Genomic DNA, 26994 nt, shown 5'->3' on the forward strand with positions numbered 1-26994 from the left:
CTAACCTCCTATATACATGTATTCACAAAATTTAATTTAAAACATCAGATTCTATCAAAACATCTCCATCTATTAAGGTTACGTTATTGATTACTAACTGTGTTGAATCTGACAAGCGGTTTATTCCTTCTCCAGAAACGAATGTAGGTGCATCTTTACCACCTATAATCTTGGGTGATAGAAATAATTTGACTTTATCAACTAACTTATTTCTAAAGAGATTGTCATTAAGAGTAGCGCCACCTTCAACTAAAACAGAATCAATGTTTAGTTCTCCTAATTTATACATTACAAACTCTAAATCTACTAAGTTATTTTTTGAAGGAGAAATTATAGTTTCAACATTATTTTCTTTTAAGATAGATAATTTTTTACTATCTTTGCAACATGTGAAAACTATAGTTTTACTGGTTTTATCCTTAACCAAATTACTACTAACTGGCAATTTTAGGTGTGTATCTATTACTATTCTTGTAGGATGAGATACTTTTTCTTGATTAAGCCTACAAGTCAGTAAAGGATTATCATTTAAAACTGTATTTATGCCAACCATTATACTTTGGTACTTATTTCTGTATTTATGAGTTAGATACCTTGATGATTCATTAGATATCCATTTTGATTCTAGTGACTTTGTAGCAATTTTACCATCTAGGCTTACTGCTGATTTTACAATACAAAGAGGTCTTTTGTTTTTTATGTAATAAAAAAATGCCTCGTTTAAATCCCTTGATTCTTCTTCTAATATCCCCACAGTAACATCGATGTTGTTATCTTTTAATTTTTTTACTCCATTACCACAAACAAGTGGATTTGGGTCTAATGTAGATATGACAACTCTCTTAATCTTATTTTGGATAATTTTATCAACACAAGGAGGCGTTTTTCCATAATGAGAACATGGTTCTAAGTTTACATAAAGAGTAGAGTCTTTTAGACTTTGTTTAGCACTGTTTATAGCATTTACTTCAGCATGATTAGAGCCAAATTTCTCATGATATCCTTTGCCTATTATGTAATTATCTTTAACAATTACACATCCAACTAACGGATTTGGATTTACAAAACCTTCTCCATTTTTAGCTAATTCAAGGGCTTTTTTCATATAATAAATATCTTTTTCTTTTTGATTCGCAAAATTCACAATATGTACACCTCCTGTTTAAATAGATATTTTTTAAACAAAAAACCCTGAGTTAATCCTCAGGGTTTAGAATAATCTACAATAACTGTTAAATAAATGTACAACAAAATTGTTCTACAAAAACACTCATTAAATATCTTCTTCCATCCAGACTTTACTGTCGGCTTTGGAATTTAACCAAATCAACCAAGTTTTACCTTAGCTCGCGGGCTATACCGCCGATTGGGAATTTCACCCTACCCCGAAGATTAAGTATTAAATTTATACTTAGAATGTATCATAAATTATTTTAATTTGCAAACTATTTTTTTGAAAATATATGTTAATATATAATATAGAATGTGTATAAACTTTGGAATACCACGATTGTGAATATAACAATAAAAATTTGAACATAATCAGAAAAGAAGTCTAATTAATTTAAATTAGGAGAGAAATATATGAATAAAAAACTTTTAGAAATACTATCAAAATACTATGGATATACAAGTTTTAGAAAGGGTCAAGAATCTATAATAAACTCTATTCTAAACAAAAAAGATGTCTTAGCTATAATGCCAACAGGAGGAGGAAAATCAATCTGTTATCAGCTTCCAGCATTGATTTTAGATGGAATAACAATAGTAATTTCTCCACTTATATCTCTTATGAAAGACCAAGTAGATGCTTTAAAAGCTATGGGGATTAGTGCTACCTTTATAAATAGTTCATTAAGTAGTAGAGAATTTAATGAAATATTAAATAATATTAGAAAAAATAATTATAAAATACTCTATATTGCTCCAGAAAGATTAGATGTTCAGGAGTTTCTTGAGCTAATAAATAATAACAATATAAGTCAAATTGCAATAGATGAAGCACATTGTGTATCTCAATGGGGACATGATTTTAGGTTGAGTTATAGAAGAATTTCTGATTTTATAAAGAGTTTGCCTAAAAGACCTATAATCACAGCATTTACTGCAACAGCATCAGAAGAAGTAAGAACTGATATAATAAATTTATTGTGTTTAGAAAATCCAGACTACTATATAACTGGGTTTGATAGAGAGAACTTATCAATAAATATAGTAAAATCATCCAGTAAAAATAAGTATATTTTAGATTATATTCAAAATCATAAAAATGAGTCTGGAGTTATATATGTTGCAACTAGGAAGGAAGTTGAAAATATATATAATGCGTTATCTAAGAGAAATATGTCTGTTTCAAAATATCATGCAGGTTTATCTAAAAACGAAAGAAGTAAAAATCAAGAAGACTTTATAAATGATAATGTGGATATAATGGTAGCGACAAATGCATTTGGAATGGGTATTGATAAACCTAATATAAGATGGGTTATACACTACAATATGCCTCAAAGTATAGAAAATTACTATCAAGAAATAGGTAGAGCTGGTAGGGACGGAGAAAAAAGTGAGTGTGTGCTTTTATTTTCTCCAGGAGATGTACATATACAAAAATATTTAATTGATATTGGAGTTGAAAATCCTGAAAGAAAGTTATTTCAACATAAGAAGCTTCAATATATGATTGACTTAGTTTACAGTAATTCATGCTATAGAAAGGCAATATTAAATTACTTTGGAGAAAATTATATAGACAATTGTAATAATTGTAGTAATTGTTTAGTAGAGGGTGAAATAGTAGATAAAACTGTAGATGCTCAAAAAGTCATTTCATGTGTAGCTAGAATGAAAAGAAGTTATGGTGTCACTACTATTGTAGATGTACTTAGAGGTTCTAAGAATAAAAAGATTTTACAGCTTGGATTAAATACTTTATCTACATATAACATTATGAGAGACTATTCAAGCGAAGACTTAAAGAATTTTATAAACACATTAGTTTCTCATGGTTTTTTAGATTTAGTTGAGACTCTAGGTAATGGAAATAGAGGGAGTTTTCCAACTATAAGATTGAATGAGATGTCTATGAAAGTTTTAAAAGGACAAGTGAAAGTAGAATTTAAAGAGATTGTGATGACAAAATCATTAGAAGTAGAAGATGAGTTGTATAGTGCTTTAAGAGAACTTAGACACTCAATTGCAAGTGAAGAAAGGATAGCTCCATATATGGTATTTGGAGATGGTACACTTAGAGCTATGTCTAGTAGTTATCCAGTTAATAAAGAAGAAATGTTAAATATTTCTGGAGTAGGAGAAATTAAATATCAAAAATATGGTAGAGATTTTGAAACAGTAATTAAAGAATATATCGAAAAAAATAATATAAATAAAAAAATGAATGAAAAAAATGTCGATTTGAAGAACGCTAATAGTGACTTCCTTGAGGTCAATACCGATAAAGCTCTATATGAAAAACTGTTGGTCATTAGAGAAGAGTATGCAACAAAGGAGAAATTGCCTCCATATATGGTTTTAGCCAATAAGGCTTTAAAAGAAATAAGTGGGAGGTATCCACTTAATGAAGAACAATTAAAAGATATTTCTGGAATAGGTGGTGTAAAATTTGAAAAGTATGGAGCTAGTATTTTGGATGTAGTCAAAGAATATGTGAAAGAAAATGATATTAATGTTATTTGGGAGAAAAAGAGTAAAAGGAAGTTGATACTAGATGGAGAAAGTAGAAAAAATAATGAAATAGCATTAGATTTACTGAATCAAGGAAAAGATATACAAAGTATCAGTCAAGAAATAGAAGTTTCATTATCAACCATTATTGGATATGTGCATGATTATGTAAGGGATGGGAATAGCATATCATTTGAATTAGGGTTAGAAAATTTTTATAATGAAGATAAAAAGAAAATGATTTTAGAAGTTTGCGAAAAAGTAGGCTATGATAATTTAAATAACATAAAAAGAAAACTTCCAGATTCAATAAAGTATGAAAACATAAGGGCTGTGATACTTGACTCTTATCTTGAAAGCTTAAAAAATAATATTATAGCAGAATAATTTTTAATATAATAAAAAATAAAATTTGTATTATTGTGTTGAACTAATATTTTTGCTATGTTATACTGAATTTGTAAAAATAATGAAAAATTAGAGCTAGGGGCGCTAGAATTGGCTAGCTGAGAGATAAAGCCGTAACTTACAAACCCTAATAACCTGATCAAGATAATGCTTGCGAAGGGAAGCTTTTTAATATAATTTTGTTATATAAATAGATAAATTATTCAATATTAGGGGAAATTTGTCTAAATGTATATATAATTATAAGAGTGCTTTCCAAACAAGGAGAAGCACTTTTTTTATTTTCAAAAACTATAACTTTAATCTTGGAGGATTGTAATATGAATTATACAACACAAATGGATGCTGCTAGAAAAGGCATAATAACTAAAGAAATGGAAATCGTTTCTCAAAAAGAACAGATAGATGTAAACGAATTAAGGGAATTAATAGCAAATGGACAAGTTGTTATACCAGCTAATAAAAATCACAAATCTTTAAGTGCAGAAGGTGTAGGTAAGAATTTAAGAACAAAAATAAATGTAAATTTAGGAATTTCAAGAGATTGTAAGGATATAGAAAAAGAACTTGAAAAAGTTAGAGTAGCAATAGACATGAAAGCTGAAGCTATAATGGATTTAAGTAATTATGGTAAAACTAGAGAATTTAGAGAAAAGGTGGTTGAAATGTCACCTGCAATGATAGGTTCAGTACCTATGTATGATGCAGTGGGATATTTGGAAAAAGAATTAAAAGACATAACAGAAGAAGAATTTTTAAATGTAATAAGACAACATGCTATTGATGGAGTGGACTTTATTACTATACATGCAGGTCTTACAAGAAGTGTTTGCCAAAAAATAAAAAATCATGAAAGATTAACTCATATAGTATCTCGTGGAGGTTCTTTATTATTTGCATGGATGGAATTAAATAATAAGGAAAATCCTATTTATACTAATTTTGATAAAATACTGGATATATGTGAGGAATATGATGTTACATTGAGCCTAGGAGATGCTTGTAGACCAGGTTGTATAAAAGATTCTACTGATGGTGTTCAAATTCAAGAACTTGTAGTATTAGGGGAACTTACTAAAAGGGCATGGGAAAGAAATGTACAGGTAATGATAGAAGGTCCTGGTCATATGGCTATTGATGAAATAGAAGCAAATGTAGTATTAGAAAAGAGATTGTGCCATGGAGCACCTTTTTATGTTCTTGGACCATTGGTTACAGATATAGCACCAGGTTATGACCACATAACAAGTGCAATAGGAGGGGCTTTAGCATGTGCTAAAGGAGTAGATTTTTTATGTTATGTAACTCCAGCAGAACACTTAAGATTACCTAATTTAGATGATATGAAAGAAGGCATAATAGCTGCAAAAATAGCTGCTCATGCAGGAGATATAGCTAAAAATGTTAAGGGTGCTCGTGAATGGGATAATAAGATGAGTAAAGCTAGAGCTGATTTAGACTGGTGTGAGATGTTTAGACTTGCAATAGACCCCGAAAAGGCTAAGAGATATAGAGATGAATCAACTCCTGCTCATGAGGATAGCTGTACTATGTGTGGAAAAATGTGCTCAATGAGAACAGTTAAAAAAATATTAAACAATGAAGAGCTTAATTTAATATAATTTGTGACTAGAATAAAAAAATTTGAAAAGAGGAGGTGGTTTAGTGAAGGTTAATGGCAAAGAAATTAAATTTGAAGAAGATTTGACTGTTATAGATTTATTAAATAAATACAATTTAAAGAGTGATAGAGTTGTAGTCGAAGTAAATCTAGAGATAATTGAAGAATCTAACTACAATACATATATATTAAAAGATGAGGATATTGTAGAACTTATTAGCTTTATTGGAGGTGGTTAAAATAAAAATATTTGTAAATGAGTTATTAACAGATGTTGAGGAAAATACAACTGCTTATAAAGTCAGAGATAGTTATAATAATAAATGCGATGTATTAGTGTTAAATGGATATCCAATTAAAACGGATATCCGCCTTTGTGAAAATGATAAATTAACACTTATACAAAAGGGAGTTAAGCCGTCGCTTGATGAGTTGGAAAGCTTGTTGATTGCTAGACATACTCCAAATATACATAATAAGCTAAAAAAAGGGAAGGTTGCTATATTAGGATTGGGGGGACTTGGCTCCAATATAGCTATCTCTTTAGCTAGAATTGGAGTAGGAGAACTTTTACTTATAGATTATGATGTTGTAGAACCATCTAACTTGAATAGACAGCAGTATTTTATAGATGATATAGGAAAACTAAAAACTGATGCCATGATAGCAAATATAAAAAAAATAAATCCGTTTATAAAATTAAATAAACGGGATATTTTTTTAAACAAGCATAATATGGACACTATTAAAGATTCAGACTTAATAATTGAAGCTTTTGATGATGCTTCATGTAAGGCACAGGTATGTAACTATGTATTAATAAATTTAAAAGATAAATACCTAATAGCATCATCAGGTATGGCAGGTTATTATGATTCAAATATAATAACTACTAAGAAGATAAAAGACAGGTTTTATATATGTGGGGATTTTGTAAATGAAGCTAAATTTGGTGAAGGGCTTATGGCTCCAAGAGTTGCTATCTGTGCAAATCACATGGCAAACTTGGCAACGCAAATACTTATAGATATGTAAATATTAAAATTAGATACAAAAAAGATTGAATATTAAAAAAATTGAACATGGAGGGAAATAATATGGATAAATTGATACTTGGTGGGCATGAATTTAGTAGCAGATTATTGGTTGGAACAGGTAAATATGGTTCAAATAATATATTGCCTGAGGTAATAAAAGAAAGTGGAAGTGAAATAATAACAATGGCACTTAGAAGAGTGGATTTAGATAACAAACAAGAAAACATATTAACATATATTCCAAAAGAAATGACAATACTTCCAAATACATCAGGAGCTACTAATGCAGAAGAAGCTGTAAGAATAGCTAGAATATCTAGAAAAATGGGATGTGGAGATTTTATAAAAATAGAAGTAATATCAGATACTAGATACCTACTTCCTGACAATGAAGAAACTATAAAAGCTACAAAAATACTTGCTGATGAAGGATTTATAGTTCTTCCATATATGACACCAGACCTTTATGCTGGAAGAAGACTTATAGAAGCTAATGCAGCAGCAGTTATGCCCCTTGGTGCTCCAATTGGTTCAAATAGAGGTCTTCAAATGAAAGAAATGATAAGAATAATGATAGATGAGTTGGATATACCAATAATAGTGGATGCAGGTATTGGAAAGCCATCTCAAGCTATGGAGGCTATGGAAATGGGGGCTGATGCAGTACTTGTCAACACTGCAATAGCTTCAGCAGGAGACCCTGTACAAATGGCTAGAGCATTCAAACTAGCTGTAGAAGGAGGAAGAGAAGCATATATCGCAAAAACAGGAAGTGTGTCAGAGTTTGCAAACGCATCTTCTCCTTTAACAGGTTTTTTAGGGAATTTATAGAAAGTGGTGATTGGTGATGAGTTTTTATGATGTAATAGAAAAATATAGGGATTTTGATTTTGATGGATATTTAAGTAATGTTACTGATAATGATGTTTTAAGAAGTTTATCAAAAGATAAGCTTGAAGATTTTGATATATTAAATTTGCTTTCTAAAACTGCTGTAAAACATTTAGAAGCTATGGCACAAAAAGCACATAAATTAAGTGTTCAATATTTTGGGAAAACTGTATGTTTATATACGCCAATGTATATAGCAAATTATTGTGTTAATCAATGTGTTTACTGCAGCTATAATATAAAAAGTGGAATAAAAAGAAAAAAATTAACTATGGATGAAATTAGAGAAGAGGGAGATGCAATTTCAAAAGAAGGTTTTAAACATCTACTTGTTTTGACTGGAGAAAGTAGTTTTCACTCAAGTGTAGAATATATAGGTGAGGCTGTAGAAATATTAAGAGAGAAATTTCCCTCTATAGGTATAGAAGTTTATCCAATGGAAGTAGAGGAATATAAGTATATTGTAGATAAAGGTGTTGAAGGGTTAACAGTATACCAAGAAACTTATGATGAGGAAATATATAAGAGGGTACATATAAAAGGACCAAAATCAAATTATAAATTTAGATTAGATGCCCCTGAAAGAGGGGCAAAAGCAGGGATGAGAACTTTATCAATAGGTGCGCTTTTAGGGTTAAATGATTTTAGAAAAGAAACTTTCTTTACAATATTGCATGGGAAATACTTAAAAACAAAATATCCTCATATTGAGCTTTCGTATTCAACACCAAGAATGAGACCTTTTAAAGGATGTTTTGAAGAATTAGTAGATATAAGTGATACTGATTTAGTTCAAGCTATGGTGTGTATGAGACTATTTGACCCTCATGCATCCATAAATATATCGACTAGAGAGAATTTGGAAATGAGAAGCCATATAATACCTCTGGGAGTAACTAAATTGAGTGCAGGTGTATCTACTGATGTAGGAGGACATTCTCAAGATGAACATGATACTGCTCAATTTAAGATAAATGATGAAAGTACTGTTAAAGATGTGGAGAAAATGCTAAACTCAATTGGTTATCAACATGTGTTTAAAGATTGGGAAAGATTTTAAATGTATTTGATAACAAACAGAAGGTTATGTAGTGAAGAGCGATATTTAGAAGTTATTAAAGAGTCTATATTGAGTGGTGTAGAAAATATAATAATAAGAGAAAAGGATTTAGAATATAAAGAGTTAAAAAAATTATATATAGAAATAAAAACTAAAATAAATTGTATAGATTTTCAAGAGCAAATGTCAAATGAAAGTTTGAAAACTAATATAAACCAGAAAAAATGTGGAAATAAATTCAAGGTTAACTTTATAATAAATAGCAACATTGAATTCTTTGAAAAAACGGATTGTCAAGGTATCCATCTTCCTTTTAAATTGTTCTTGAATTTAATTGAAAATAAGTATGATTTTAATAAAAACAAAATATTGGGATTATCTTTACACAAAATAGAGGAAGTAGAATATTTAGAAAAATTAATAAGAAATAAAAATATAAAAATAGATTACATAACATTATCACATATATATGAAACTAAATGTAAAGAAGGTTTACATCCAAAAGGGATTGAGTTTTTAAAAGAAGCTAAGAAGATTACTGATATTAAAATAGTTGCACTTGGGGGAATTTTACCATCCAATGTCAAAGAAACATTAAAATACTGTGATGATTTTGCTGTAATGTCAACTATAATGAAATCTAAAAATATTAAAAAAACCATATCAAATTATAATGAAAAGTTGAATTAGTAAATATATTATGTTGAATTCCTAATTTAAATAAAAAAGGGGTTGTCTCAAAATTGATTTTTTCTAATCAAATTTTAACCTCAACTCCTTTTTTGAATTTTTATATGTTATTCTTTATTACTTCTTTTTTTATTAATATCTTAAACTTTGATATTGAGGAAATTTGCACATAAGAGATTTCTTAAATTTATAGTATTGTTTTGTAATACCGAAGGCTCTTTCTACTTGAATAAAGTGATTTGTTCTAAGTAAAATTTCTAATTCATTTTTTATATTGTCTTGATTTTGTTCCCTAAATTTAGTTAAAACTTTGGAACATTCAATTCTTCTATTACTTTTTCCTTTAAAGTATTTTTTACGCAAAAAGCAATGATTACAACTTTCACACATATCACCTTTAATTCAGATGTATGTCTACTTTTATTTGTTCTCTTTTTTAGATATATAAATTATCGTCATTATATTCATTTAAAATATATTTATATTTGAACAATACTGACTTATTTAGAATAATAAAATTATCTTTAGGATGTTATCTTGTTGTATTTATTGATTGATTAGAATACTAAATAGTAGATAAAGTTATGGTACTGCTTACTATAAAAACACTAAAAAAGGAACTTTTAAAGGATTTATTTGAAAAATTTATAGCTTTTATATATATATTATTTTTTCATATTCATGCTTTAATATTTTAGCGTATAATCTGGCTTCATTTTCAATATTTATATTTATACTGCTTTGTTTCTCATTCAAAATTTAAGATGTAATTTTTATATGTGTAATTATTGATTCTCATACATCTCTTATATGGATTTTAAGTGAAGGTAGTATACTTGCAATAGGTACTGGTGTAGGAGTTATAATAAATATGTATATGATAACAAATATACATAAAATCCATAAAGTTCAAAAAAACTCTAAAAAAATGTATTATATTTATAAATATTACTGATATTCTTGTAAGTAGTAAAAAAAATTAGATATTTATCTGTTTTTATACACAAAAGAGTTTATACTGAATTTGAAAATAAAGTATTTTATTTTTATGTTTAACTGAATTAAAATAGTTTTTAATTAACTTTAGATATGCTCAAATAATTAGATAAAATAATTTTTATAAATAAAATAATATAATAATTATTTTACAATAATGTTTTGTATATTATTAAATTCTTAATGAGTATTATAAATCATCTATAATTTATTATTTCTTTTAACCTTTATGTCCATAATAGATGATAAATAAAAATCTAATGCTATATATAATCATTAGATTTTTATTTATAAAAGTATCATATACTATTGTCATTATTGAATAAGTTAATAATTAAGATGCTAATAATCGAAATAGATTTTTTATTTAACAGTGCTTTTTCTCAGACTATTATTAATTAAGATTTTTAACTTATTTAGTTTTGTGTTGAAGGTGTTATTAATTTATCCTCATCCTCAGGTTTTAAATCTAGATTTTCAGGAACATCTTGTTCTTTTTGCTGAGTTATGCCAGATTTTTCTTTTTCTGTATTTGATTGGTCTTTGTTACCTCCACAACCTATTGCAGTTACTGCTACCATAGATATTATTATTGCTATTGATAATTTTTTATTAATTTTCATACTCTTCTCCTTTAAGTTAAGTTTATTGTATTTCTAGTAATTTTATACTATATATAATTAGTATTTATTAAAAGTTAACCTATTAAAAATTGTTCATTAAATCTTTTTTTATAAGATTAGGTCATTCTTATTCTGATTTTAAGGCCACTATTGGCTGTAATTTAGATGCTTTGTTTGCAGGTGATATACCAAATATTACTCCCATAAATACTGCAAATCCTACTGCTACAAATACTACATTCCATGCTATATATGATTCAGCTCCTATAGAATTTAATATTGGCATAGAACCAAATATACCTATTAAGGAACCTATTATACTTCCTATAAAGCTTATCGTGAGAGATTCTACTAGAAACTGAGTCAATATAAACTTTCTTGGACATCCTAAAGCTTTTCTTATACCTATTTCTTTAGTTCTTTCTGTTACGGATACTAGCATCATATTCATTATACCTATACCAGCCACAAATAAAGATACACTTGCTATTGCTCCAACCATTAAGTTCATAATATCATCCATAGACTTCATAGATTCTAGCATTTCCTTATTACTTGACATATAAAAGTCAGTTGCTCCCATACCTTTTTTATTGAAATATGTTTTTATCTCACTCATTAATAATTTCACAGTATCATTTGAAGAAGCTTTTACATTTATTTTAGATATATCACTTAGACCTAAAATAACTTGTGATGTTTTAAAAGGGATATATATATTGTCATCTTCTGGACTCTCATAACTTTCATCAATTTTATTCAATACGCCTATAATTTTATAAGGTATAGCTTTTATGTTTATAGTCTTTCCAAGAGCATTTCCTGATGGAAATAAATCACTAGCAACCTTACTACCTAATACAGCTATTTTTGTTGATTTATCATCGTCAATTGGCATAATAAATCTTCCACTTTGAAGTTCACGATTATTTAATTTTGCATAATTTTCATCTGTTCCAACTATATTTCTATTGCTATCTTTTTTATCATAACTAACAGTTGCAGATTCACTTATTTCTGGTGATATTTCTTTTACATTAGCACTACCTTTTAGAACTTTCAAATCAAATTCGCTTATCTTTTTATCACCGTACACACTTATAGTTATAAGGTCTAAGGGCTTTGATTCAAAACTCTTATACATACTCTGTTTACTGCCTATAGATATAGTAACAAATAGGATTACACTAGCCGTACCAATCGATATACCCAATATAGTAAGAAATGAACGCAATTTATTGGACTTGATTTCTCTTAATGCCATCTTTATTATTGGAAAAAGGTTCATCTACGACACCTCCTATTCAAAAATTTCACCATCTTTTATTCTTATCATTCTTGTAGCATTTCTTGCTATGTCCATGTCATGAGTTATTATAACTATAGTTTTACCTTCTCTGTTTAGACCTTCTAATATATTAATTATTTCTTCACTCGTTTTACTGTCTAGCGCACCTGTTGGTTCATCAGCTAATAATATCTGTGGATTTGTAGCTAAAGCTCTAGCTATAGCCACCCTTTGTTGTTGACCTCCAGATAATTGATTTGGTTTATTGTGTTTTTTATCTTTTAATCCAACTCTACTGAGACAATCTAATGCTATTTTTCTTTGTTCTTTTGGTGTCTTACCTTGATATATAAGGGGTAATTCCACATTTTCTAAAGCAGATAGTTTACTTAATAAGTTGAAATTTTGAAATATAAATCCTATTGTCCTATTTCTTACTGTACTCAGTTCATCTTCATTTAGAGAAGTTATATTCTTACCATCCAATACATATTCCCCTTGTTCAGCTAAATCCAGACATCCTATAATGTTCATAAAAGTTGATTTTCCTGAACCTGATGGACCTATTATAGATACAAATTCTCCATGTTTTATATTCAATGAAACTTTTTTTAGAATTGTTATTTTTTCAGTTCCTATACTATAAGATTTAACTAAATCTCTGGCCTGTATTACATAATTACTCATAAATTATCACCTCTCTAATCTACTTGCCTATCCATATTTTGGTTTGATTCTGGATTTTCATTTGAACTTACAGGTGATTGTATACTTACAATTTCACCATCTGAAAGACCTTTTGTAACCTCTATACTTTCTGAATCACTTTCACCTACCTCTATGTATCTTTTTTCATTTGTTTTTACGATAGTTACATAATAACCTTTTTCATCTTTTTGAACTGTAGATATAGGTACTTTTAATATATTTTTACTTTCATGTACTAATATTGTACCTGTTACAGACATACCATCTATTAATTTTTGTAATATTAAATCTTCTTCTTGTAACCATCCAGTTGTTTTATCACTCAATTCGACCTTATACCAATTATATTTTTTATCGATTATATTAACTTTTTCACCTTGAACCAATTTTCTAAGATTTTTACTTCCTGATGAATTACTTTTTCTAAGGATTACCTCTTTCTTAGATATGTTTGACTTTATGTTTTCTTTTTCTAAACCTTTTGATTTAACTGTAGCTTTTGATACCCAACCTTCAGTGTTATTTTTTAATCTAATTTTGACCCAGTTATTTTTCTTTTCTAATATATAAAATACTTCTCCTTTTTCTATTTTATTTTCTTCCATATACTCTTTAGATGGACCTTTTCTAACAGTCACGTTTGAATGAGTATTTTCTCCTAATTCCATTACTGGATTATCCACTGATACAGTTATTGTATATGTAGGATTGTTACCTTCATTAGCTTTATTAGATACTTCAGTTATTTTACCGATGATATTGTCATCTGGAAATGCCTTTAATTTTACATTAACAGTTTGGTTTATTTGTAACTTAGATATATCATACTGGTTTGTTGATAATGTTATTATTATTGAATTTGAATTTGTTCCATTTTTATCGCTTAAAGAAACTTTTCCTCCTGCTTCTACAACTGTTTTTATATTTCCTCTTTGAACTTTTACAGTTTCATTCTCATTTATTATATTTTGCTGTTCGGCTTTTATATTATTGTTTTGGCTTATATATACCTGCAAAGTACCTAATAGACATAATGAAACAGCTGATATAACTAAAAATTTTTTTTGCCTTTTCATGAATTTATTCCTCCTTAAATATTATTTATTTTATAATTATATACTAGTAATTTATTTATTTTAAACAAATATAACATTTCAATGTTAATGCTATGTTTTAAATGTAAGATATTATTTCTACTTCTTAACTTTGATAGTAGCATAGCATTCTAATGTTAATCTAATGTTTATGTATTTGTATTGTTTATTATAATTAATTTTGAATTGTTTACTCTTTTGAGATATACTCTTTTTTATTTTATATCTTTGCTAATAAAAAATTGTAAAAAGGGAAAACTTTAGTCAGAGAGATTAAACAATATCCTAGAAAGATTTAAATTTTAGTAAAGTATGGAGGACATTATAATGACTGACAGTAAAAAGAAACGATTTATTATACCACACACTTTTACAATAATATTTTTACTAATAGTCTTAATGGCAATATTGACTTGGATAGTACCAAGTGGTGAATTTAGTAGAGAAGATGTAGAAGGCAGAATGGTAGTTGTACCAGGGACTTATCAAAATGTAGAAAGTAATCCTCAAGGATTTGCAGATGTTTTTAAAGCACCAATAGAAGGTTTTATTGATTCAGCTGAGGTTGTAGGTTTTGTTTTAATAGTTGGAGGTGCTTTTGGTATTGTAAATAGGACTGGAGCTATAGAAGCAGGAATAGCATCAGTTATATCTAAGTTTAAGGGAAAAGAACTTCTTATAATTCCAATATCAATGATTTTATTTGGACTTGGAGGCACTACATTTGGGATGGCAGAAGAGACATTACCATTTTATATGATATTTGTTCCGCTTATGACATCCTTAGGATATGATTCTCTAACCGCTATAGCAATCGTATTTATAGGAGCGGCAGCAGGAGCAGCAGCGTCAACAATAAATCCATTTTCAGTTGGTATTGCACAGGCATTAGCTCAACTTGCTCCTGGTTCAGGAGTAGCTTACAGAGTAGTTATTTTTATAGCCTATATATTAATCAGTATAGCATTTGTCATGTACTATGCTAAAAAGGTAAAGGAAAATCCTGAAAGTTCAATAGTATATGAGATAGATAAAAATAATAAATCAATACTTAATCAAACTTCAACAGAAATAAAAGAATTTACTTTTAAGGAAGTATCTGTTCTTGCTATATTTGGAATAGGGATGGCAATAATGATTTGGGGTGTTTTAAGTCAAGGATGGTATATTCCAGAAATATCAATGTGTTTTGCTGCGATAGGTGTACTTTCTGGTTTGGTTGGTAGATTGTCTCAAATTGAAATTTCAGAAAGTTTTATAGATGGAGCAAAAGATTTAGCATCAGCAGCTCTTGCCATAGCTTTAGCTCGTGGAATCGTAATAATCGCTCAAAATGGATTTATAATAGATACTATATTAAATTCCGCGGCAGCTTTTTTAGGTGGACTTCCAAAGGTCATATTTGTATATTTATCATTCTTCTTGGAGGCTGCATTGGCATTTTTAATACCATCATCTTCAGGTCTTGCTTCACTTACAGTACCTGTGCTTGCTCCTCTTGGTGATTTAGTTAATATATCAGCTCAAGTGATAGTAACCGCTTATCAATTTGGTGTAGGTCTTACAAACTTCATAACTCCAACTTCAGGAGTACTGATGGGAGCACTTGCAGTGGCTCATATTCCATTTTCAAAATGGGTAAGATTTATAATGCCTATATTGTTGATTTTAACAGCTGTATCTCTAGTCTTTTTAACAATAGGTATATATATAGGGTTTTAATTAAGTACAGTTTTATTTAAGATATTTAGTAATTAATTATATAAAATAATAATATATTTTCAATAAATTACCACTAAACTAATTAGTGGTAATTTATTTTTTGTATTTAGAAATAAATATATTTACTGATGTTTTGAGTTATTACCTAATTGGACATAGTTTTAATTGTTATATTTTTCATTTGGTTAAGTATTAATTTTTTATTTTTATCTATTTCATATGATAATATAAAAAATATTTTTTATATAATAAATGACAAAATTTCGTAACAAATGTATATTTTCTCGCTCAATTTCTTGAAGTGTACTCATTTAGTCTATTGGTTCTCGTTTTATATGTCAAATTAGTAAAAAAAATAAAATTAAAAGTAAAAAAACTAAATAAATTAATGCTAATTTGAAATATATATGAAGGTTTTTGGAGAATACTTACTTATGGTAAGAAAAAATGTTAAAATAATAGTGTAATTAAATATAAAGAACTGAAATAACTAACAGTTATTAAATATAGGAGCGTAAAAATTTATGGGATTAAAAGAATTTGATTTTATTGAAGAGTCTATCGATATGTTGAGGTCAATATCACCAACATTAGAAACCATATCAGATGAAATAGAAGAGTATTTTGAAAATATTTTGGATGAAAAGAACCAAGAATATATAAATGTAACCTCTAGAATAAAATCAGAATCAAGTTTAAGAGAAAAAATAATTAGAAATAGATATTTAAAAAAATATGGTGAAGCAAGTAATCTTGTTCATAATGTTTCTGACTTAATAGGTTTAAGAATTGAGTGCAGATTTATTGAGGATGAAAACAAGATATATAGGCTTTTGAGAAGGTATTTTAATAAAACAGATGACAAAATAAACTACTATAATAAAGAAAATAAGAATATTAAATTAAAATTATCTGAAAGGCAACCTAATAAGCAAAAAAATGGATTTGAAATATATAAAATAGATGGAGTTTTTACGTATTTAGATAGAGAAGTAAAATTTGAACTTCAAATTAAATCTCTTGTAAATGTGTTTTGGAGCGAAATAGAACATAAAATAATTTATAAAAATAATACATATTTACTTGCTGACAAATTTATAAAGGATATGATGGACTCTATAAAGAATAATCTTACTATGATAGACAATCAGCTTTTAAGTATTTATAAAAACTTTCATTCAGGAAAGTCTTTTAATATGAAAGTAAGCAAAAAAGAAATTGAAAAATTATTTGCGAAACTAGTATATGATGCTTTTTCTGAAAAGATGAACAAAAGTATAGGTTTTGTTGTGGATTTTAAAAAACCATGTGAGACTATATTAAGCTATTCTTTTAATAAACAGGACATAAGTGATGACGTTCTAGGTAGTTTTATGCTTGATGAGTTTGCAAGATTGAATGAAATTGTAAACAAGGATATAGATTTCAATGAGCAAATAGAATTTGAAAGAGAACCAACATTTGATGACAAATTTTGCAAAAAACTAGGAAATCACTTTAGAAGTAGATTAAACACGGAATTTCCATGGAATCTGTTTTTTAGAATATTATTTGAAATAGAGCCATGTAACAATACAGAAGACTTTGAAAACTTTGTAGAGTTTATAAAAGAAAATGTGTTACTAGAGGAAAATAGGGAACAACTACTATGCCAATTTGAAGAAGATAGTAAGTTTATAATTGAAGATATGTATGATTGTATATTTAATAGCATAAGTGAGATTGATAGTGTTGAAATTTTATATAACTATAATCTTGAAAAAATAAACTTCACATCAAGTGAAATTATAAATTGTATATGTAGAGAATATGAGTTCTATGGTGAATATTTAGAAGAAAAAGAAAAGCTTATGAATGCATTTAAAGAAAAGATTATTCAAATCTTTGAGTAATAAGTAAATATTGAAGTGGCGCTAATGCGCCATTTTTCAAATATATATAAATTAAATAAAATTATTTTGGAGGAGGCGATTTGTATAGAGAAAACAGGTGTGATTTTGGCTGGAGGAAAAAATTCTAGAATGGGAAGAGATAAAGCCTTTCTAGAGCTACATGAAAAGCTTTTTATTGAAATTGCAATAGGAGTATTTAAAAATTTTGATGAAGTAATAATAATATCTAATAATGAAGAATTATATTCTAAATATGATATTAGAGTTTATAATGATATAGTAAAAGATGTTGGTCCAATTGGAGGTATATATACTGCTCTTGAATATGCAAAGTATGATATAGTTACAATTGCATGTGATATGCCATATCTAAACAGTGAAGTTGTCGAAAGAATAGCTAATGAAATGAATGACAAAAGTGTGATTTCAGTGACAAATGGAAAGTTACAACCATTGTGTTCTGGATATAAAAAGAGTATAATAAATAAAGTATCTTTATGTATAGGGGAAAATGATTTAAAGCTCAGAAGCTTTATAGACAAAATAGATAAAAGCTATATATACTTTGATGATGAAGGTTTATTTTTAAATGTAAACACTGTTGATGAGTATGAAAAATTAACTAAAGTTTAATTAGCTATAGTTGTAAAATAGAGTAGGATTTATATGGAGGAGAGTTTATGAATTTACTTAAATGCGATTCTTGGGCAGTAATATTAAATAATAGCGATGAAGAAAGTAAAGCATATAAAATATTAGATGAACTTAGAAAGAATATGTACAAAGTTGTTGCTATAGATGAAGAGAAGAAACCTATTGAAGGTATAGACGTGTATGAGTGTTTAAAAGACGTTCCACACAATATTGATGTTGTAGCCATTATTGACAAACAATCCAAGATGGATGTAATTTTAGAAGAAGTAGAGCTTTTGGATATACAAAATATGTGGTTTGAAAAAGGAAGTTTTAGTGAAATGATGATTAAAAAGACTAAAGATTTAAAATTAAATATAGAATATAATTTAAGTTTATATGATGAGTTAACTAGATAAATTTATGTATTTTAATAATAAAAATATAATTAGTTAATAAAACATATTATTTTATAATATAAATTAGTTAATAAAACGTTAAATTGCAATATTTGTTAAAAAATTGTGAGCTACATGATATAATATATTAAATAGGAGACTAAGGAGTTGATATATTATGTTAATAGTAACTACAGAAAAAGTAGAAGGAAAAAAGATATCAGAAGTTCTAGGGTTAGTGAGAGGTAGTACAATAAGAGCAAAACATGTTGGAAAAGATATAGGAGCGAGTTTTAAAAATCTTGTTGGAGGAGAACTTACTGGATATAATGAAATGCTTACTGAAGCAAGACAAATTGCCATAGGTAGAATGGTTGAGGATGCAGAGGCTAAAGGTGCAAACGCAGTAATAGCATTTAGACTATCTTCAGCTTCAGTTATGCAAGGTGCAGCAGAAATGCTTGCTTATGGAACAGCAGTTGTTTTAGAAGATGATAATGATGTGGTTGAAAAATAAAATATAAATAGTTAAAAAGAGGTATCTTTTAAAAGTTTTATGGATGCCTTTTTTTATTTGAAAGAACTAATATGAGAAAGAATTTTAATTATTATGACAATAAAATTAGGATGATATTATATAAATAAGTAAAATTATATTATATAATGTATGGCATAGACTTTAAAAATTTTATTGGTAGAGAAAAATATGGACAATGTTATAATAATTATAGAAATTGAAAGTACTCGTACATGCGTTATATAAATTACATATATAATTAGTTTTATATTTGATACAGTTATGAAGTAATATCTTCATTTTGAGAACGTTGGAATAATAAAAAATGTATGTATTATAGGTGATATAATTAAAAAAATAAATATAATATGTTATATTACTGAGAAAAAAGTGAATAAAAGATAGTAGGGTTTATTAAAAGAGATTTTTATTTATAGGGACTTAATCAATGTATAGAGGGGTGAGAATATATGTTTAATGTTGCAATTGTAACACTTAGTGATAAAGGCTATGAAGGAAAAAGAGAAGATATAACAGGAAAAAAATTAACTGAATTTGTTGAAAATACAGGAGCTTACAAAGTTACTGAATATGTACTTATAAAAGATGATAAGGAAATGCTAAAAGAAAATATTATAAAACTTTGCAATGGTAATAAAATAGATTTAATTCTTACTAATGGTGGAACTGGTTTTTCAAAAAGAGATATAACTCCAGAAGCAACTAAGGAAGTGTTAGAAAAAGAGATACCAGGTCTAAGCGAATACATGAGAATGAAATCTACAGAAATTACCAAAAAAGCTATACTAAGTAGGGGTGTGAGTGGAATAAGAAATAATTCTATAATAATAAATTTACCTGGAAGTCCCAAAGGTGCAGTTGAAAATCTAAGTTTTATAATTGATGTTTTAGACCATGGCATAGAAATATTAAAAGGAGAAGCTACAGAATGTGCCACTAAAAAAAGTAAATAGTATATAATCTAGATAGATAAAAAATAGACAAAGAGGTAGATAGAGTATGATTGATAAGTATGGAAGAAAAATAGACTACCTTCGTATTTCACTTACAGATAAGTGTAATTTAAGGTGTGTCTATTGTATGCCACCAGATGTAAAATTTGATAAAAATTATATAAATGAAAATCTAAGTTTTGAAGATTACAAATTCATTATAAAGGCTATGGCAGAACAAGGTATAACAAAAGTTAGATTTACTGGAGGAGAACCTCTTTTATATCCTAAATTGAATGAACTTATAAAATTTACAAAAGAAGAATGTGGAATAAACAATATAGGAATGACCACTAATGCTATTGGGCTTTCTGATAGAATATTTGAGCTTGAAAAATGTGGTCTAAATAAAGTAAATATAAGTTTAGACTCTTTGAAGGAATATAAGTATAAATCCGTAACAAGAGGTGGAAACTTAAAAGATGTCTTAAAGTCAATTGAATCTTGTTTAAATTTAGGTATAAAAGTAAAGTTAAATTGCGTTGCTATAAGTGGGTTTAATGATGATGAGCTTAAAGATTTTATGTTTTTAACAGTTAAATCACCAATCGATGTAAGATTTATAGAGCTTATGCCATTAGGTGAGGCTAATAGAGTTTATAAAAAGGGTTATTTTAATGTAAAAGAAATGATTGAAAAAATATATGGTTTATATAAAGTTAAAAATGATGAAAAAAGTACAGCAGAATATTATATGTTTAAAGGAGCTAAAGGAAGAATAGGAATTATAACTCCGTTAAGCTGTTCATTTTGTAACACTTGTAATCGTATTAGACTTACTTCTAGTGGTGCAATAAAATTATGTCTACATTCAAAAGAGGAAATAGATATAAAACCATTTTTACATAAACCATTGTTATTTAGAGAATCTATGAAAGATATAATAAAACAAAAACCAGAAAAGCATCATTTAATAGAAAACAAATGTAGTGATACAAATAGGCGTATGTATGAAATTGGAGGATAAGGAATGTTAACACATATAAATGAAAAAGGGTATGCCAAGATGGTGGATATAAGTGAAAAAGATGATACTAAAAGAACAGCTGTGGCAACAGCTACAATTACTCTCAGTCAAGAAGCTTTAGAAAAAGTAAAAAATGGTCAGATAAAAAAAGGAGATGTGTTATCTGTAGCTCAAGTTGCAGGTATAATGGGAGCTAAAAATACATCTTCAAATATACCGATGTGCCATCAGATTAAATTAGTTGGATGTGATTTAGAATTTGATATAGATGATTCTATGTCTGCTATTAGGATATTCGCAACTTGTAAATCTCTTGGAAAAACTGGAGTAGAAATGGAAGCTTTAAGTGCATGTTCTTTAGCAGCACTTACAATTTATGATATGTGTAAAGCAGTTGATAAAAAAATGGTTATAAGTAATATACATCTTGTGGAGAAAACTGGTGGAAAATCAGGTGATTTTAAGTTTGAATAATTTAAGGATATTGGGTGAAAATTTGGAGGGAATATGGCTAAAGTAATATCAATAAATATAAGTGAAAAAAAGGGTGTAGTTAAAGTTCCTGTGCAATGTGCAGAGCTAAAAATAAATCATGGGATAGTTGGAGATGCACATGCAGGGAACTGGCATCGTCAGATAAGTTTACTTGGAAAAGAAAGCATAGATAAAATGAAAATGAGAGGTTTTGACCAATTAAAATTTGGAGATTTTGCTGAAAATATAACTACAGAGGGAATAGAAGTATTTTCCCTGCCTGTTGGCACAAAGTTAAGAATAGGGCAATGTGAAGTTGAAGTAACTCAAATAGGGAAAAAATGTCACAATGGATGTGAAATTAAAAAATTGACAGGTGACTGTGTAATGCCACGAGAGGGAATTTTTGTAAAAGTTATAAAGGAAGGTATTATAAATGTTGGAGATTCAATAGATATAATTCAATAAAAAATTTAATAAAGCATTATACTATGGAACGCCACAAATAAGGTGTTCCTTTTAAAATATTCAGATACTATCAATGTTTTTGAGAAAATATTAGGTCCAGAGTTAGAAGGTAGTTTAGGCATGTTTACAGATGGTTATTGGTTATGGTTTATTGGAAAGTATGTAGAGATGTCTGGTGTTGAAAGACATTTATCTAAATATACAAAGCATATGTTAAATGAATTTTTCATGATACAAATAAATGGATGTATAAGTAATGTATAAAGATGTATAAGAATATAAATATGATATAAAATTTGATGAAATTAAAAAAAATACATAATATAAGTATAGTAATAATATAAAAAATTACATATAAAACTAAAAAATGTAAGTAATTGACTTTTTAAGTTGACAAAATATTGCATATATATTATGATATAAATCATAAATTAACTACAAATCAATATTATATATTCGTAGAAGAAGAAAGTAACATGAAGGAATTTTACAGAGAGTTAGGTTTAGCTGAGAACTAATATTGGAATTTATGTGAAAAGAACTTTGGAGAATACTATTGTAATTGTATTATAATAGTGGTTTAATTCGCCTTAAGAAAATGAGTGAGTAAAATTAATTTTTACTAATAAGAGTGGTAACACGGATTTATATTCGTCTCTTGGATTTTTCCAAGAGGCGTTTTTTATTTAGAAGCTTATTTCAGAAAATTTAAAACTATATATTAAATGAAAAGTATAAAAATATGATAGTTAATAAATTTATAAATTAGAAAATTGTAAAATATGCTAGAGTCTGTGGACTTACGATTTAAATGGAGGGATGAAAATGGAAGAAGAAAAAATTAACTATGCTCTGGAGCAGGTTCCAGAGAATAAAAAACGTGGTTGGGTAGCTATGTTTTCAGTTTTAGTAGCAATAGGTGTGGATTTATCATCTGTTATTTTAGGGGCTGAGTTGGCACAGAGTATGCCAATGAAACAAGCAATATTGTCAGTAGTTGTTGGTTCATTTTTTTCTGCAATTTTGTATACTATATGCTCTTTGGTTGGTTCATCTACAAGTTTATCTACATCTATGATAACAAAGTATGTATTTGGAGAAGCTGGAGCAAAAATATTTTCTCTAGTTATAGGGGTATCTTTATTAGGGTGGTTTGGAGTTCAAGTAGGTTTCTTTGCCCAAAATGCACAGATAATAATAAAAGATATATTTAATCTAGATGTGAGTATGCAGATTCTAAGCCTAATAGGTGGTCTCTTGATGATGAGTACTGCAATTTATGGATATAAGGCAATGGAAAAGTTGAGTGTGTATTCAGTACCATTTTTATTAGTTCTTATGATGTTAACTATATTTTTAGCTTTTAGAGCTAATGGAATTCCAGTTGATGATAATATGAAATCTACTATGACCTTTGCAGGTGGAGTTTCTTTGTCAATGAGTATAATAATAGTTGGTGCAATAGTGTCTCCTGATATAAGCCGTTGGGCTAAAAGTAGAAGAGATTGTGCACTTTCAAGTTTTTTAGGAATACAATTTGGAAATGCCTTTATGATAATAGTTTCGATAGTATTAGTAAAATGTATGGGAACTTCAGATATTATGAGAATTTTTATTACATTAGGAATTGCTATACCAGGTATAATTGTACTTACATTAGCTCAATGGACTACAAATACAAGTAATGTATATTCTGCATCACTAAGTATAGCTCTTGTATTTAAAAAGGCTCCTGAGAAAGTATTAACTATAGTTCTTGGTATTGTAGCAACGTTATTAGCTGTATTTGGAATATATGAAGGTTTTATAGGATTTTTAAATTTACTTGGAATTGTAATTGCACCTGTTGGTGGTGTATATACAGCGGAATATTACATAGTAAAGCAAGAACTTAAAGGTTTTGATAAAGGTGTATTATATAAACCAATAGTTAAACGTTCAATAGTGTCTTGGATAATTGGTATATTAATAACCTATCTTTCAACATATGGACTTATAACTCTTACTACTATAGCTCCGTTAGATGGATTTATAGCAGGGTTTGTAGTACAATCTATTATTGGAAAAGTGCTCTGTTCAACAGAAAATAAGCAAGAAATAGACGAAGCAGTATAATGAAATTTGTTTATAAAGTATAAAATAAATTTGAAATATAAGGAGAAAGTAACATGAGATTTTTAACAGAAGAAAGTGTGGATAAAATAGCAGTTGGTGCAGCAGTGCTTGGAACTGGAGGTGGGGGTGACCCATATGTAGGTAAATTGGTTGCAAAACAAGCAATTAAAAAGTATGGTCCTGTAAAAGTAATAAGCTTGGATGAACTTGATGATGATGCTTTGGTAGTTCCAGTATCTGGTATGGGTTCTCCTGTAATTACAATAGAAAAATTACTTTCAGAAGTAGAATTAACTACACCTTTAGAGATAATGGAGAAATTATTAAACAGAAAAGTGGATGTTATAATTCCTATAGAAATAGGAGGGATAAACTCGCTTATGCCGATAGCAGTTGCTGCCAAAAAAGGGCTCCCTATATTAGATGCAGATTCCATGGGTAGAGCCTTTCCTGAAGCCCAAATGGTAACTTTTTATCTTGAAGGATATGAGGCATCTCCTGCTGTAATGTCTGATGAAAAAGGTAATTCTGCTATACTTTATCCTGTGGATGGAATTTGGTCAGAAAGATTAGCTAGAACTTTAACTGTAGAAATGGGAGGAAGTTCTTCTATCAGTGACTATAATTTAAGTGGAGCTCAAGTTAAAAAAGCTGCTATAGGTAACACACTTACAATAGCTGAAACTATAGGAGGTTTTTTACTTGAAAATAAATCTGATTCAAAAGGTGCTGTTGAGAATATACTAAAAGAATTAAATGGATACAAATTATTTGAAGGGAAAGTAATTGATATTAAAAGAGAATTAAAAGGTGGATTTACTAGAGGACATGCCTTTTTTGCTGGGATTAATGAATATGATGGAGAGTATTCCATATTATTCCAAAATGAGAACTTAATTGCAAAAAAAGGTGATACACCACTTTGTATTACACCAGATTTAATAGCAGTATTAGACTTAGAAACTGGATTTCCAATAACTACAGAAAGAATAAAATATGGTTCTCGTGTTATGGTAGTAGCTTTTCCTTGTAATGAAAAGTGGAGAACAGAAAAAGGAATTGAGACAGTTGGACCTGGATACTTTGGATATGATGTGGAATATAAAACAGTAGAAGAATTACAAGGAAAATAAAAGTTTAGGAGGAAATTTTGATGTATCGTGTAGGAATTGACGTTGGAGGAACAAATACAGATGCTTGTATACTGGATGGGGAATTAAAAGTAATTCATTCAGTTAAGGTAGCAACTACAAAAGATGTTGAAACTGGTGTTTACAATGCCTTAAAAAAAGTTATAGATGAAAGTAAAATTGACCATTCTTTAATAAAATATGCTATGCTTGGAACAACTCATTGTACAAATGCTATCGTAGAAAGAAAAAGACTTAATAATGTAGCTATGATAAGAATAGGGAAACCAGCAACTACTGCTATTCTTCCTTTTATAGATTGGCCAGAAGATTTAAGAGAAAAAATAGAGTTAGATTCAATATTGGTATCTGGTGGATATGAGTTCGATGGTAGAAAGATAAATGAACTTTGTAAGGATGAAGTTGTAGAATTTTGTAATAGAATAAAAGACAAAGTGGAAAGTGTTGCAATAAGTGGAGTATTTGCTCCAGTAAATAAACAACAAGAAGAAGAAGTTGCAAAGTGGGTTAGAGAAATTTTAGGGGATATTCCTATATCCTTATCAAATGAAATAGGCAATATAGGTATATTAGAAAGAGAAAATGGAGCTATTTTAAATTCTGCATTATCTCAAGTAGGAAAAGCTGTATCTTTAGGATTTGAAAAAGCACTTAAAGATTTAGGTATAGATGCTCAAATATATTTTAGTCAAAATGATGGAACATTAATGAATTTAGAGTATACAATGAAATACCCAATTTTTACAATTGGATGTGGAATAACAAATTCTATAAGAGGGGCTTCTTTCTTATCAGAAGTAAAAAATGCAATAGTACTAGATGTTGGAGGAACTACAAGTGACTTAGGTGTACTATACAATGGATTCCCTAGAGAATCATCAATTCCAGTTACAATTGGAGGAGTACATACAAACTTTAGAATGCCAGATGTTTTAACTATTGGTCTTGCTGGTGGGACATGTGTAAAAGGGGAGAAAGATAATATAAAGATAGGTCCTGAAAGTGTAGGATATAAAATAACTGAAGATGCAATAATATTTGGTGGAGATACTTTAACTTTATCAGATGTTGTTACAAAGCTAGATATGGCATTTGAAGATAGAAAAAGTAATGTTGAAAATTTAGATAAGGAGTATTGTAGTGAGGTATATAAAAAGGTGGTTTTAAAACTAGAAGATGCTGTAGACCAAATGAAAACTAGTCAAGAGGATGTTGAATTGGTTTTAACTGGTGGAGGAAGTATAATTGTTCCTGAAAAACTAAAAGGTATAAGTAATGTTATAAGACCTCCTCACTATACTGCTGCAAATGCTATTGGTGCAGCTTTGGGTCAAATAAGTGGAGATGTAGAAAAAGTATACAGTTTAGATAAAATGTCTAGAGAAGATGCTATAGAAGATGCAAAAAAAGAGGCTGTAAATAAAGCTCTAAAAGCTGGTGCTAAAGAAGATACTATAGAAGTATTAAATATAGAAGATGTTCCGCTTGCATACCTTCCTGGTAATGCACTTCTTATAAAAGTAAAAGTTGTTGGTGATTTAATTTAA

At 28.3% G+C, this 26994-nt stretch carries 26 protein-coding genes, 2 riboswitches and 1 other annotated feature; of the genes, 20 read left to right on the forward strand and 6 right to left on the reverse strand.

What is annotated here, in order from left to right:
- Positions 1-31: 31 nt before the first annotated feature.
- Positions 32-1144 (reverse strand): bifunctional diaminohydroxyphosphoribosylaminopyrimidine deaminase/5-amino-6-(5-phosphoribosylamino)uracil reductase RibD, encoded by a 1113-nt coding sequence (gene ribD, locus JJC02_08335; protein ID UDN56147.1) that lies wholly within the window; start codon positions 1142-1144, stop codon positions 32-34.
- Between the two features lie 131 nt (positions 1145-1275).
- A riboswitch (FMN riboswitch) is annotated at positions 1276-1397 on the reverse strand.
- A gap of 187 nt (positions 1398-1584) precedes the next feature.
- On the opposite strand from ribD, the gene recQ reads away from it, so the two are divergent.
- From recQ to JJC02_08370, 7 genes are all read left to right on the forward strand, one after another.
- Positions 1585-4068 carry a DNA helicase RecQ gene (gene recQ, locus JJC02_08340; protein UDN56148.1) on the forward strand — a complete coding sequence of 828 codons (2484 nt, stop codon included), beginning with the start codon at positions 1585-1587 and terminating at the stop codon, positions 4066-4068.
- An 88-nt stretch (positions 4069-4156) separates the two neighbouring features.
- Positions 4157-4268: riboswitch (TPP riboswitch) on the forward strand.
- Positions 4269-4409: 141 nt separating this feature from the next.
- Complete coding sequence (gene thiC / locus JJC02_08345) at positions 4410-5711, forward strand: phosphomethylpyrimidine synthase ThiC (GenBank protein UDN56149.1); 1302 nt, start codon at positions 4410-4412, stop codon at positions 5709-5711.
- Positions 5712-5754: 43 nt separating this feature from the next.
- Positions 5755-5949, forward strand: a complete 195-nt coding sequence (thiS, locus tag JJC02_08350; protein ID UDN56150.1) for a sulfur carrier protein ThiS — start codon at positions 5755-5757, stop codon at positions 5947-5949.
- Positions 5942-6745 carry a thiamine biosynthesis protein ThiF gene (gene thiF / locus JJC02_08355; GenBank protein UDN56151.1) on the forward strand — a complete coding sequence of 268 codons (804 nt, stop codon included), beginning with the start codon at positions 5942-5944 and terminating at the stop codon, positions 6743-6745. The genes thiS and thiF overlap by 8 nt, the downstream gene beginning before the upstream one ends.
- Positions 6746-6807: 62 nt before the next feature.
- Positions 6808-7578 (forward strand): thiazole synthase, encoded by a 771-nt coding sequence (locus tag JJC02_08360; GenBank protein UDN56152.1) that lies wholly within the window; start codon positions 6808-6810, stop codon positions 7576-7578.
- A gap of 16 nt (positions 7579-7594) precedes the next feature.
- Complete coding sequence (gene thiH / locus JJC02_08365) at positions 7595-8698, forward strand: 2-iminoacetate synthase ThiH (protein UDN56153.1); 1104 nt, start codon at positions 7595-7597, stop codon at positions 8696-8698.
- Positions 8699-9388 carry a thiamine phosphate synthase gene (locus JJC02_08370; protein UDN56154.1) on the forward strand — a complete coding sequence of 230 codons (690 nt, stop codon included), beginning with the start codon at positions 8699-8701 and terminating at the stop codon, positions 9386-9388.
- 132 nt (positions 9389-9520) lie between these two features.
- Here the strand turns inward: JJC02_08370 and JJC02_08375 are convergent, their stop codons facing one another.
- From JJC02_08375 to JJC02_08395, 5 genes are all read right to left on the reverse strand, one after another.
- Positions 9521-9751 (reverse strand): hypothetical protein, encoded by a 231-nt coding sequence (locus tag JJC02_08375; GenBank protein UDN56155.1) that lies wholly within the window; start codon positions 9749-9751, stop codon positions 9521-9523.
- 1049 nt (positions 9752-10800) lie between these two features.
- Positions 10801-11007: a hypothetical protein gene (locus JJC02_08380; GenBank protein UDN56156.1), complete on the reverse strand. Its 207-nt coding sequence runs from the start codon at positions 11005-11007 to the stop codon at positions 10801-10803.
- Between the two features lie 127 nt (positions 11008-11134).
- On the reverse strand, positions 11135-12295 hold the full coding sequence (locus JJC02_08385; protein UDN56157.1) for an ABC transporter permease: 1161 nt from the start codon (positions 12293-12295) through the stop codon (positions 11135-11137).
- A gap of 12 nt (positions 12296-12307) precedes the next feature.
- Complete coding sequence (locus tag JJC02_08390) at positions 12308-12982, reverse strand: ABC transporter ATP-binding protein (GenBank protein UDN56158.1); 675 nt, start codon at positions 12980-12982, stop codon at positions 12308-12310.
- Positions 12983-12996: 14 nt separating this feature from the next.
- Positions 12997-14079, reverse strand: coding sequence for an SH3 domain-containing protein (locus tag JJC02_08395; GenBank protein UDN56159.1), 1083 nt, complete (start codon positions 14077-14079; stop codon positions 12997-12999).
- A gap of 345 nt (positions 14080-14424) precedes the next feature.
- Between JJC02_08395 and yfcC the strand changes: the two genes are divergently transcribed.
- The 13 genes from yfcC to JJC02_08460 all read left to right on the forward strand — a co-directional run bounded on the left by yfcC (position 14425) and on the right by JJC02_08460 (position 26994).
- Positions 14425-15819 carry a putative basic amino acid antiporter YfcC gene (gene yfcC, locus JJC02_08400; GenBank protein UDN56160.1) on the forward strand — a complete coding sequence of 465 codons (1395 nt, stop codon included), beginning with the start codon at positions 14425-14427 and terminating at the stop codon, positions 15817-15819.
- 524 nt (positions 15820-16343) lie between these two features.
- Entirely contained in the window at positions 16344-17711 is a 1368-nt protein-coding gene (locus JJC02_08405; GenBank protein UDN56161.1) for a GTP pyrophosphokinase, read from the forward strand.
- A 24-nt stretch (positions 17712-17735) separates the two neighbouring features.
- The gene (locus JJC02_08410) at positions 17736-18344 is read left to right on the forward strand and encodes a molybdenum cofactor guanylyltransferase (protein ID UDN56162.1); all 609 of its coding nucleotides are present in this window, start codon (positions 17736-17738) and stop codon (positions 18342-18344) included.
- A 47-nt stretch (positions 18345-18391) separates the two neighbouring features.
- Positions 18392-18763 carry a CoA-binding protein gene (locus JJC02_08415; protein UDN56163.1) on the forward strand — a complete coding sequence of 124 codons (372 nt, stop codon included), beginning with the start codon at positions 18392-18394 and terminating at the stop codon, positions 18761-18763.
- 157 nt (positions 18764-18920) lie between these two features.
- Complete coding sequence (locus tag JJC02_08420; GenBank protein ID UDN56164.1) at positions 18921-19259, forward strand: heavy metal-binding domain-containing protein; 339 nt, start codon at positions 18921-18923, stop codon at positions 19257-19259.
- Positions 19260-19729: 470 nt separating this feature from the next.
- Entirely contained in the window at positions 19730-20233 is a 504-nt protein-coding gene (locus tag JJC02_08425) for a MogA/MoaB family molybdenum cofactor biosynthesis protein (protein UDN56165.1), read from the forward strand.
- Positions 20234-20279: 46 nt separating this feature from the next.
- A complete protein-coding gene (gene moaA, locus JJC02_08430; protein UDN56166.1) occupies positions 20280-21239 on the forward strand; it encodes a GTP 3',8-cyclase MoaA in 960 nt (319 codons plus the stop codon).
- Between the two features lie 3 nt (positions 21240-21242).
- A complete protein-coding gene (gene moaC / locus JJC02_08435) occupies positions 21243-21713 on the forward strand; it encodes a cyclic pyranopterin monophosphate synthase MoaC (GenBank protein ID UDN56167.1) in 471 nt (156 codons plus the stop codon).
- Positions 21714-21746: 33 nt separating this feature from the next.
- Positions 21747-22181 carry an MOSC domain-containing protein gene (locus JJC02_08440; GenBank protein UDN56168.1) on the forward strand — a complete coding sequence of 145 codons (435 nt, stop codon included), beginning with the start codon at positions 21747-21749 and terminating at the stop codon, positions 22179-22181.
- A 42-nt stretch (positions 22182-22223) separates the two neighbouring features.
- Positions 22224-22445, forward strand: coding sequence for a hypothetical protein (locus JJC02_08445; protein UDN56169.1), 222 nt, complete (start codon positions 22224-22226; stop codon positions 22443-22445).
- 186 nt (positions 22446-22631) lie between these two features.
- Positions 22632-22843 (forward strand) — a binding site (T-box leader).
- Between the two features lie 163 nt (positions 22844-23006).
- Positions 23007-24296, forward strand: coding sequence for a cytosine permease (locus tag JJC02_08450; protein ID UDN56170.1), 1290 nt, complete (start codon positions 23007-23009; stop codon positions 24294-24296).
- A gap of 53 nt (positions 24297-24349) precedes the next feature.
- Complete coding sequence (locus JJC02_08455) at positions 24350-25429, forward strand: DUF917 domain-containing protein (protein UDN56171.1); 1080 nt, start codon at positions 24350-24352, stop codon at positions 25427-25429.
- Between the two features lie 20 nt (positions 25430-25449).
- Positions 25450-26994 carry a hydantoinase/oxoprolinase family protein gene (locus JJC02_08460; protein UDN56172.1) on the forward strand — a complete coding sequence of 515 codons (1545 nt, stop codon included), beginning with the start codon at positions 25450-25452 and terminating at the stop codon, positions 26992-26994.

It is taken from the genome of Clostridioides sp. ES-S-0054-01, assembly GCA_021561035.1.
Taxonomy (GTDB): domain Bacteria; phylum Bacillota; class Clostridia; order Peptostreptococcales; family Peptostreptococcaceae; genus Clostridioides.

Bases quoted from the DNA above. Each gene is read 5' to 3' on its own strand.
- recQ (UDN56148.1), top strand. From the start codon at position 1,585: ATGAATAAAAAACTTTTAGAAATACTATCAAAATACTATGGATATACA.
- thiC (UDN56149.1), top strand. From the start codon at position 4,410: ATGAATTATACAACACAAATGGATGCTGCTAGAAAAGGCATAATAACT.
- JJC02_08360 (UDN56152.1), top strand. From the start codon at position 6,808: ATGGATAAATTGATACTTGGTGGGCATGAATTTAGTAGCAGATTATTG.
- thiH (UDN56153.1), top strand. From the start codon at position 7,595: ATGAGTTTTTATGATGTAATAGAAAAATATAGGGATTTTGATTTTGAT.
- JJC02_08370 (UDN56154.1), top strand. From the start codon at position 8,699: ATGTATTTGATAACAAACAGAAGGTTATGTAGTGAAGAGCGATATTTA.
- JJC02_08380 (UDN56156.1), bottom strand. From the start codon at position 11,007: ATGAAAATTAATAAAAAATTATCAATAGCAATAATAATATCTATGGTA.
- JJC02_08385 (UDN56157.1), bottom strand. From the start codon at position 12,295: ATGAACCTTTTTCCAATAATAAAGATGGCATTAAGAGAAATCAAGTCC.
- JJC02_08390 (UDN56158.1), bottom strand. From the start codon at position 12,982: ATGAGTAATTATGTAATACAGGCCAGAGATTTAGTTAAATCTTATAGT.
- JJC02_08395 (UDN56159.1), bottom strand. From the start codon at position 14,079: ATGAAAAGGCAAAAAAAATTTTTAGTTATATCAGCTGTTTCATTATGT.
- yfcC (UDN56160.1), top strand. From the start codon at position 14,425: ATGACTGACAGTAAAAAGAAACGATTTATTATACCACACACTTTTACA.
- JJC02_08405 (UDN56161.1), top strand. From the start codon at position 16,344: ATGGGATTAAAAGAATTTGATTTTATTGAAGAGTCTATCGATATGTTG.
- JJC02_08410 (UDN56162.1), top strand. From the start codon at position 17,736: ATGCGCCATTTTTCAAATATATATAAATTAAATAAAATTATTTTGGAG.
- JJC02_08415 (UDN56163.1), top strand. From the start codon at position 18,392: ATGAATTTACTTAAATGCGATTCTTGGGCAGTAATATTAAATAATAGC.
- JJC02_08420 (UDN56164.1), top strand. From the start codon at position 18,921: ATGTTAATAGTAACTACAGAAAAAGTAGAAGGAAAAAAGATATCAGAA.
- JJC02_08425 (UDN56165.1), top strand. From the start codon at position 19,730: ATGTTTAATGTTGCAATTGTAACACTTAGTGATAAAGGCTATGAAGGA.
- moaA (UDN56166.1), top strand. From the start codon at position 20,280: ATGATTGATAAGTATGGAAGAAAAATAGACTACCTTCGTATTTCACTT.
- moaC (UDN56167.1), top strand. From the start codon at position 21,243: ATGTTAACACATATAAATGAAAAAGGGTATGCCAAGATGGTGGATATA.
- JJC02_08440 (UDN56168.1), top strand. From the start codon at position 21,747: ATGGCTAAAGTAATATCAATAAATATAAGTGAAAAAAAGGGTGTAGTT.
- JJC02_08450 (UDN56170.1), top strand. From the start codon at position 23,007: ATGGAAGAAGAAAAAATTAACTATGCTCTGGAGCAGGTTCCAGAGAAT.
- JJC02_08455 (UDN56171.1), top strand. From the start codon at position 24,350: ATGAGATTTTTAACAGAAGAAAGTGTGGATAAAATAGCAGTTGGTGCA.
- JJC02_08460 (UDN56172.1), top strand. From the start codon at position 25,450: ATGTATCGTGTAGGAATTGACGTTGGAGGAACAAATACAGATGCTTGT.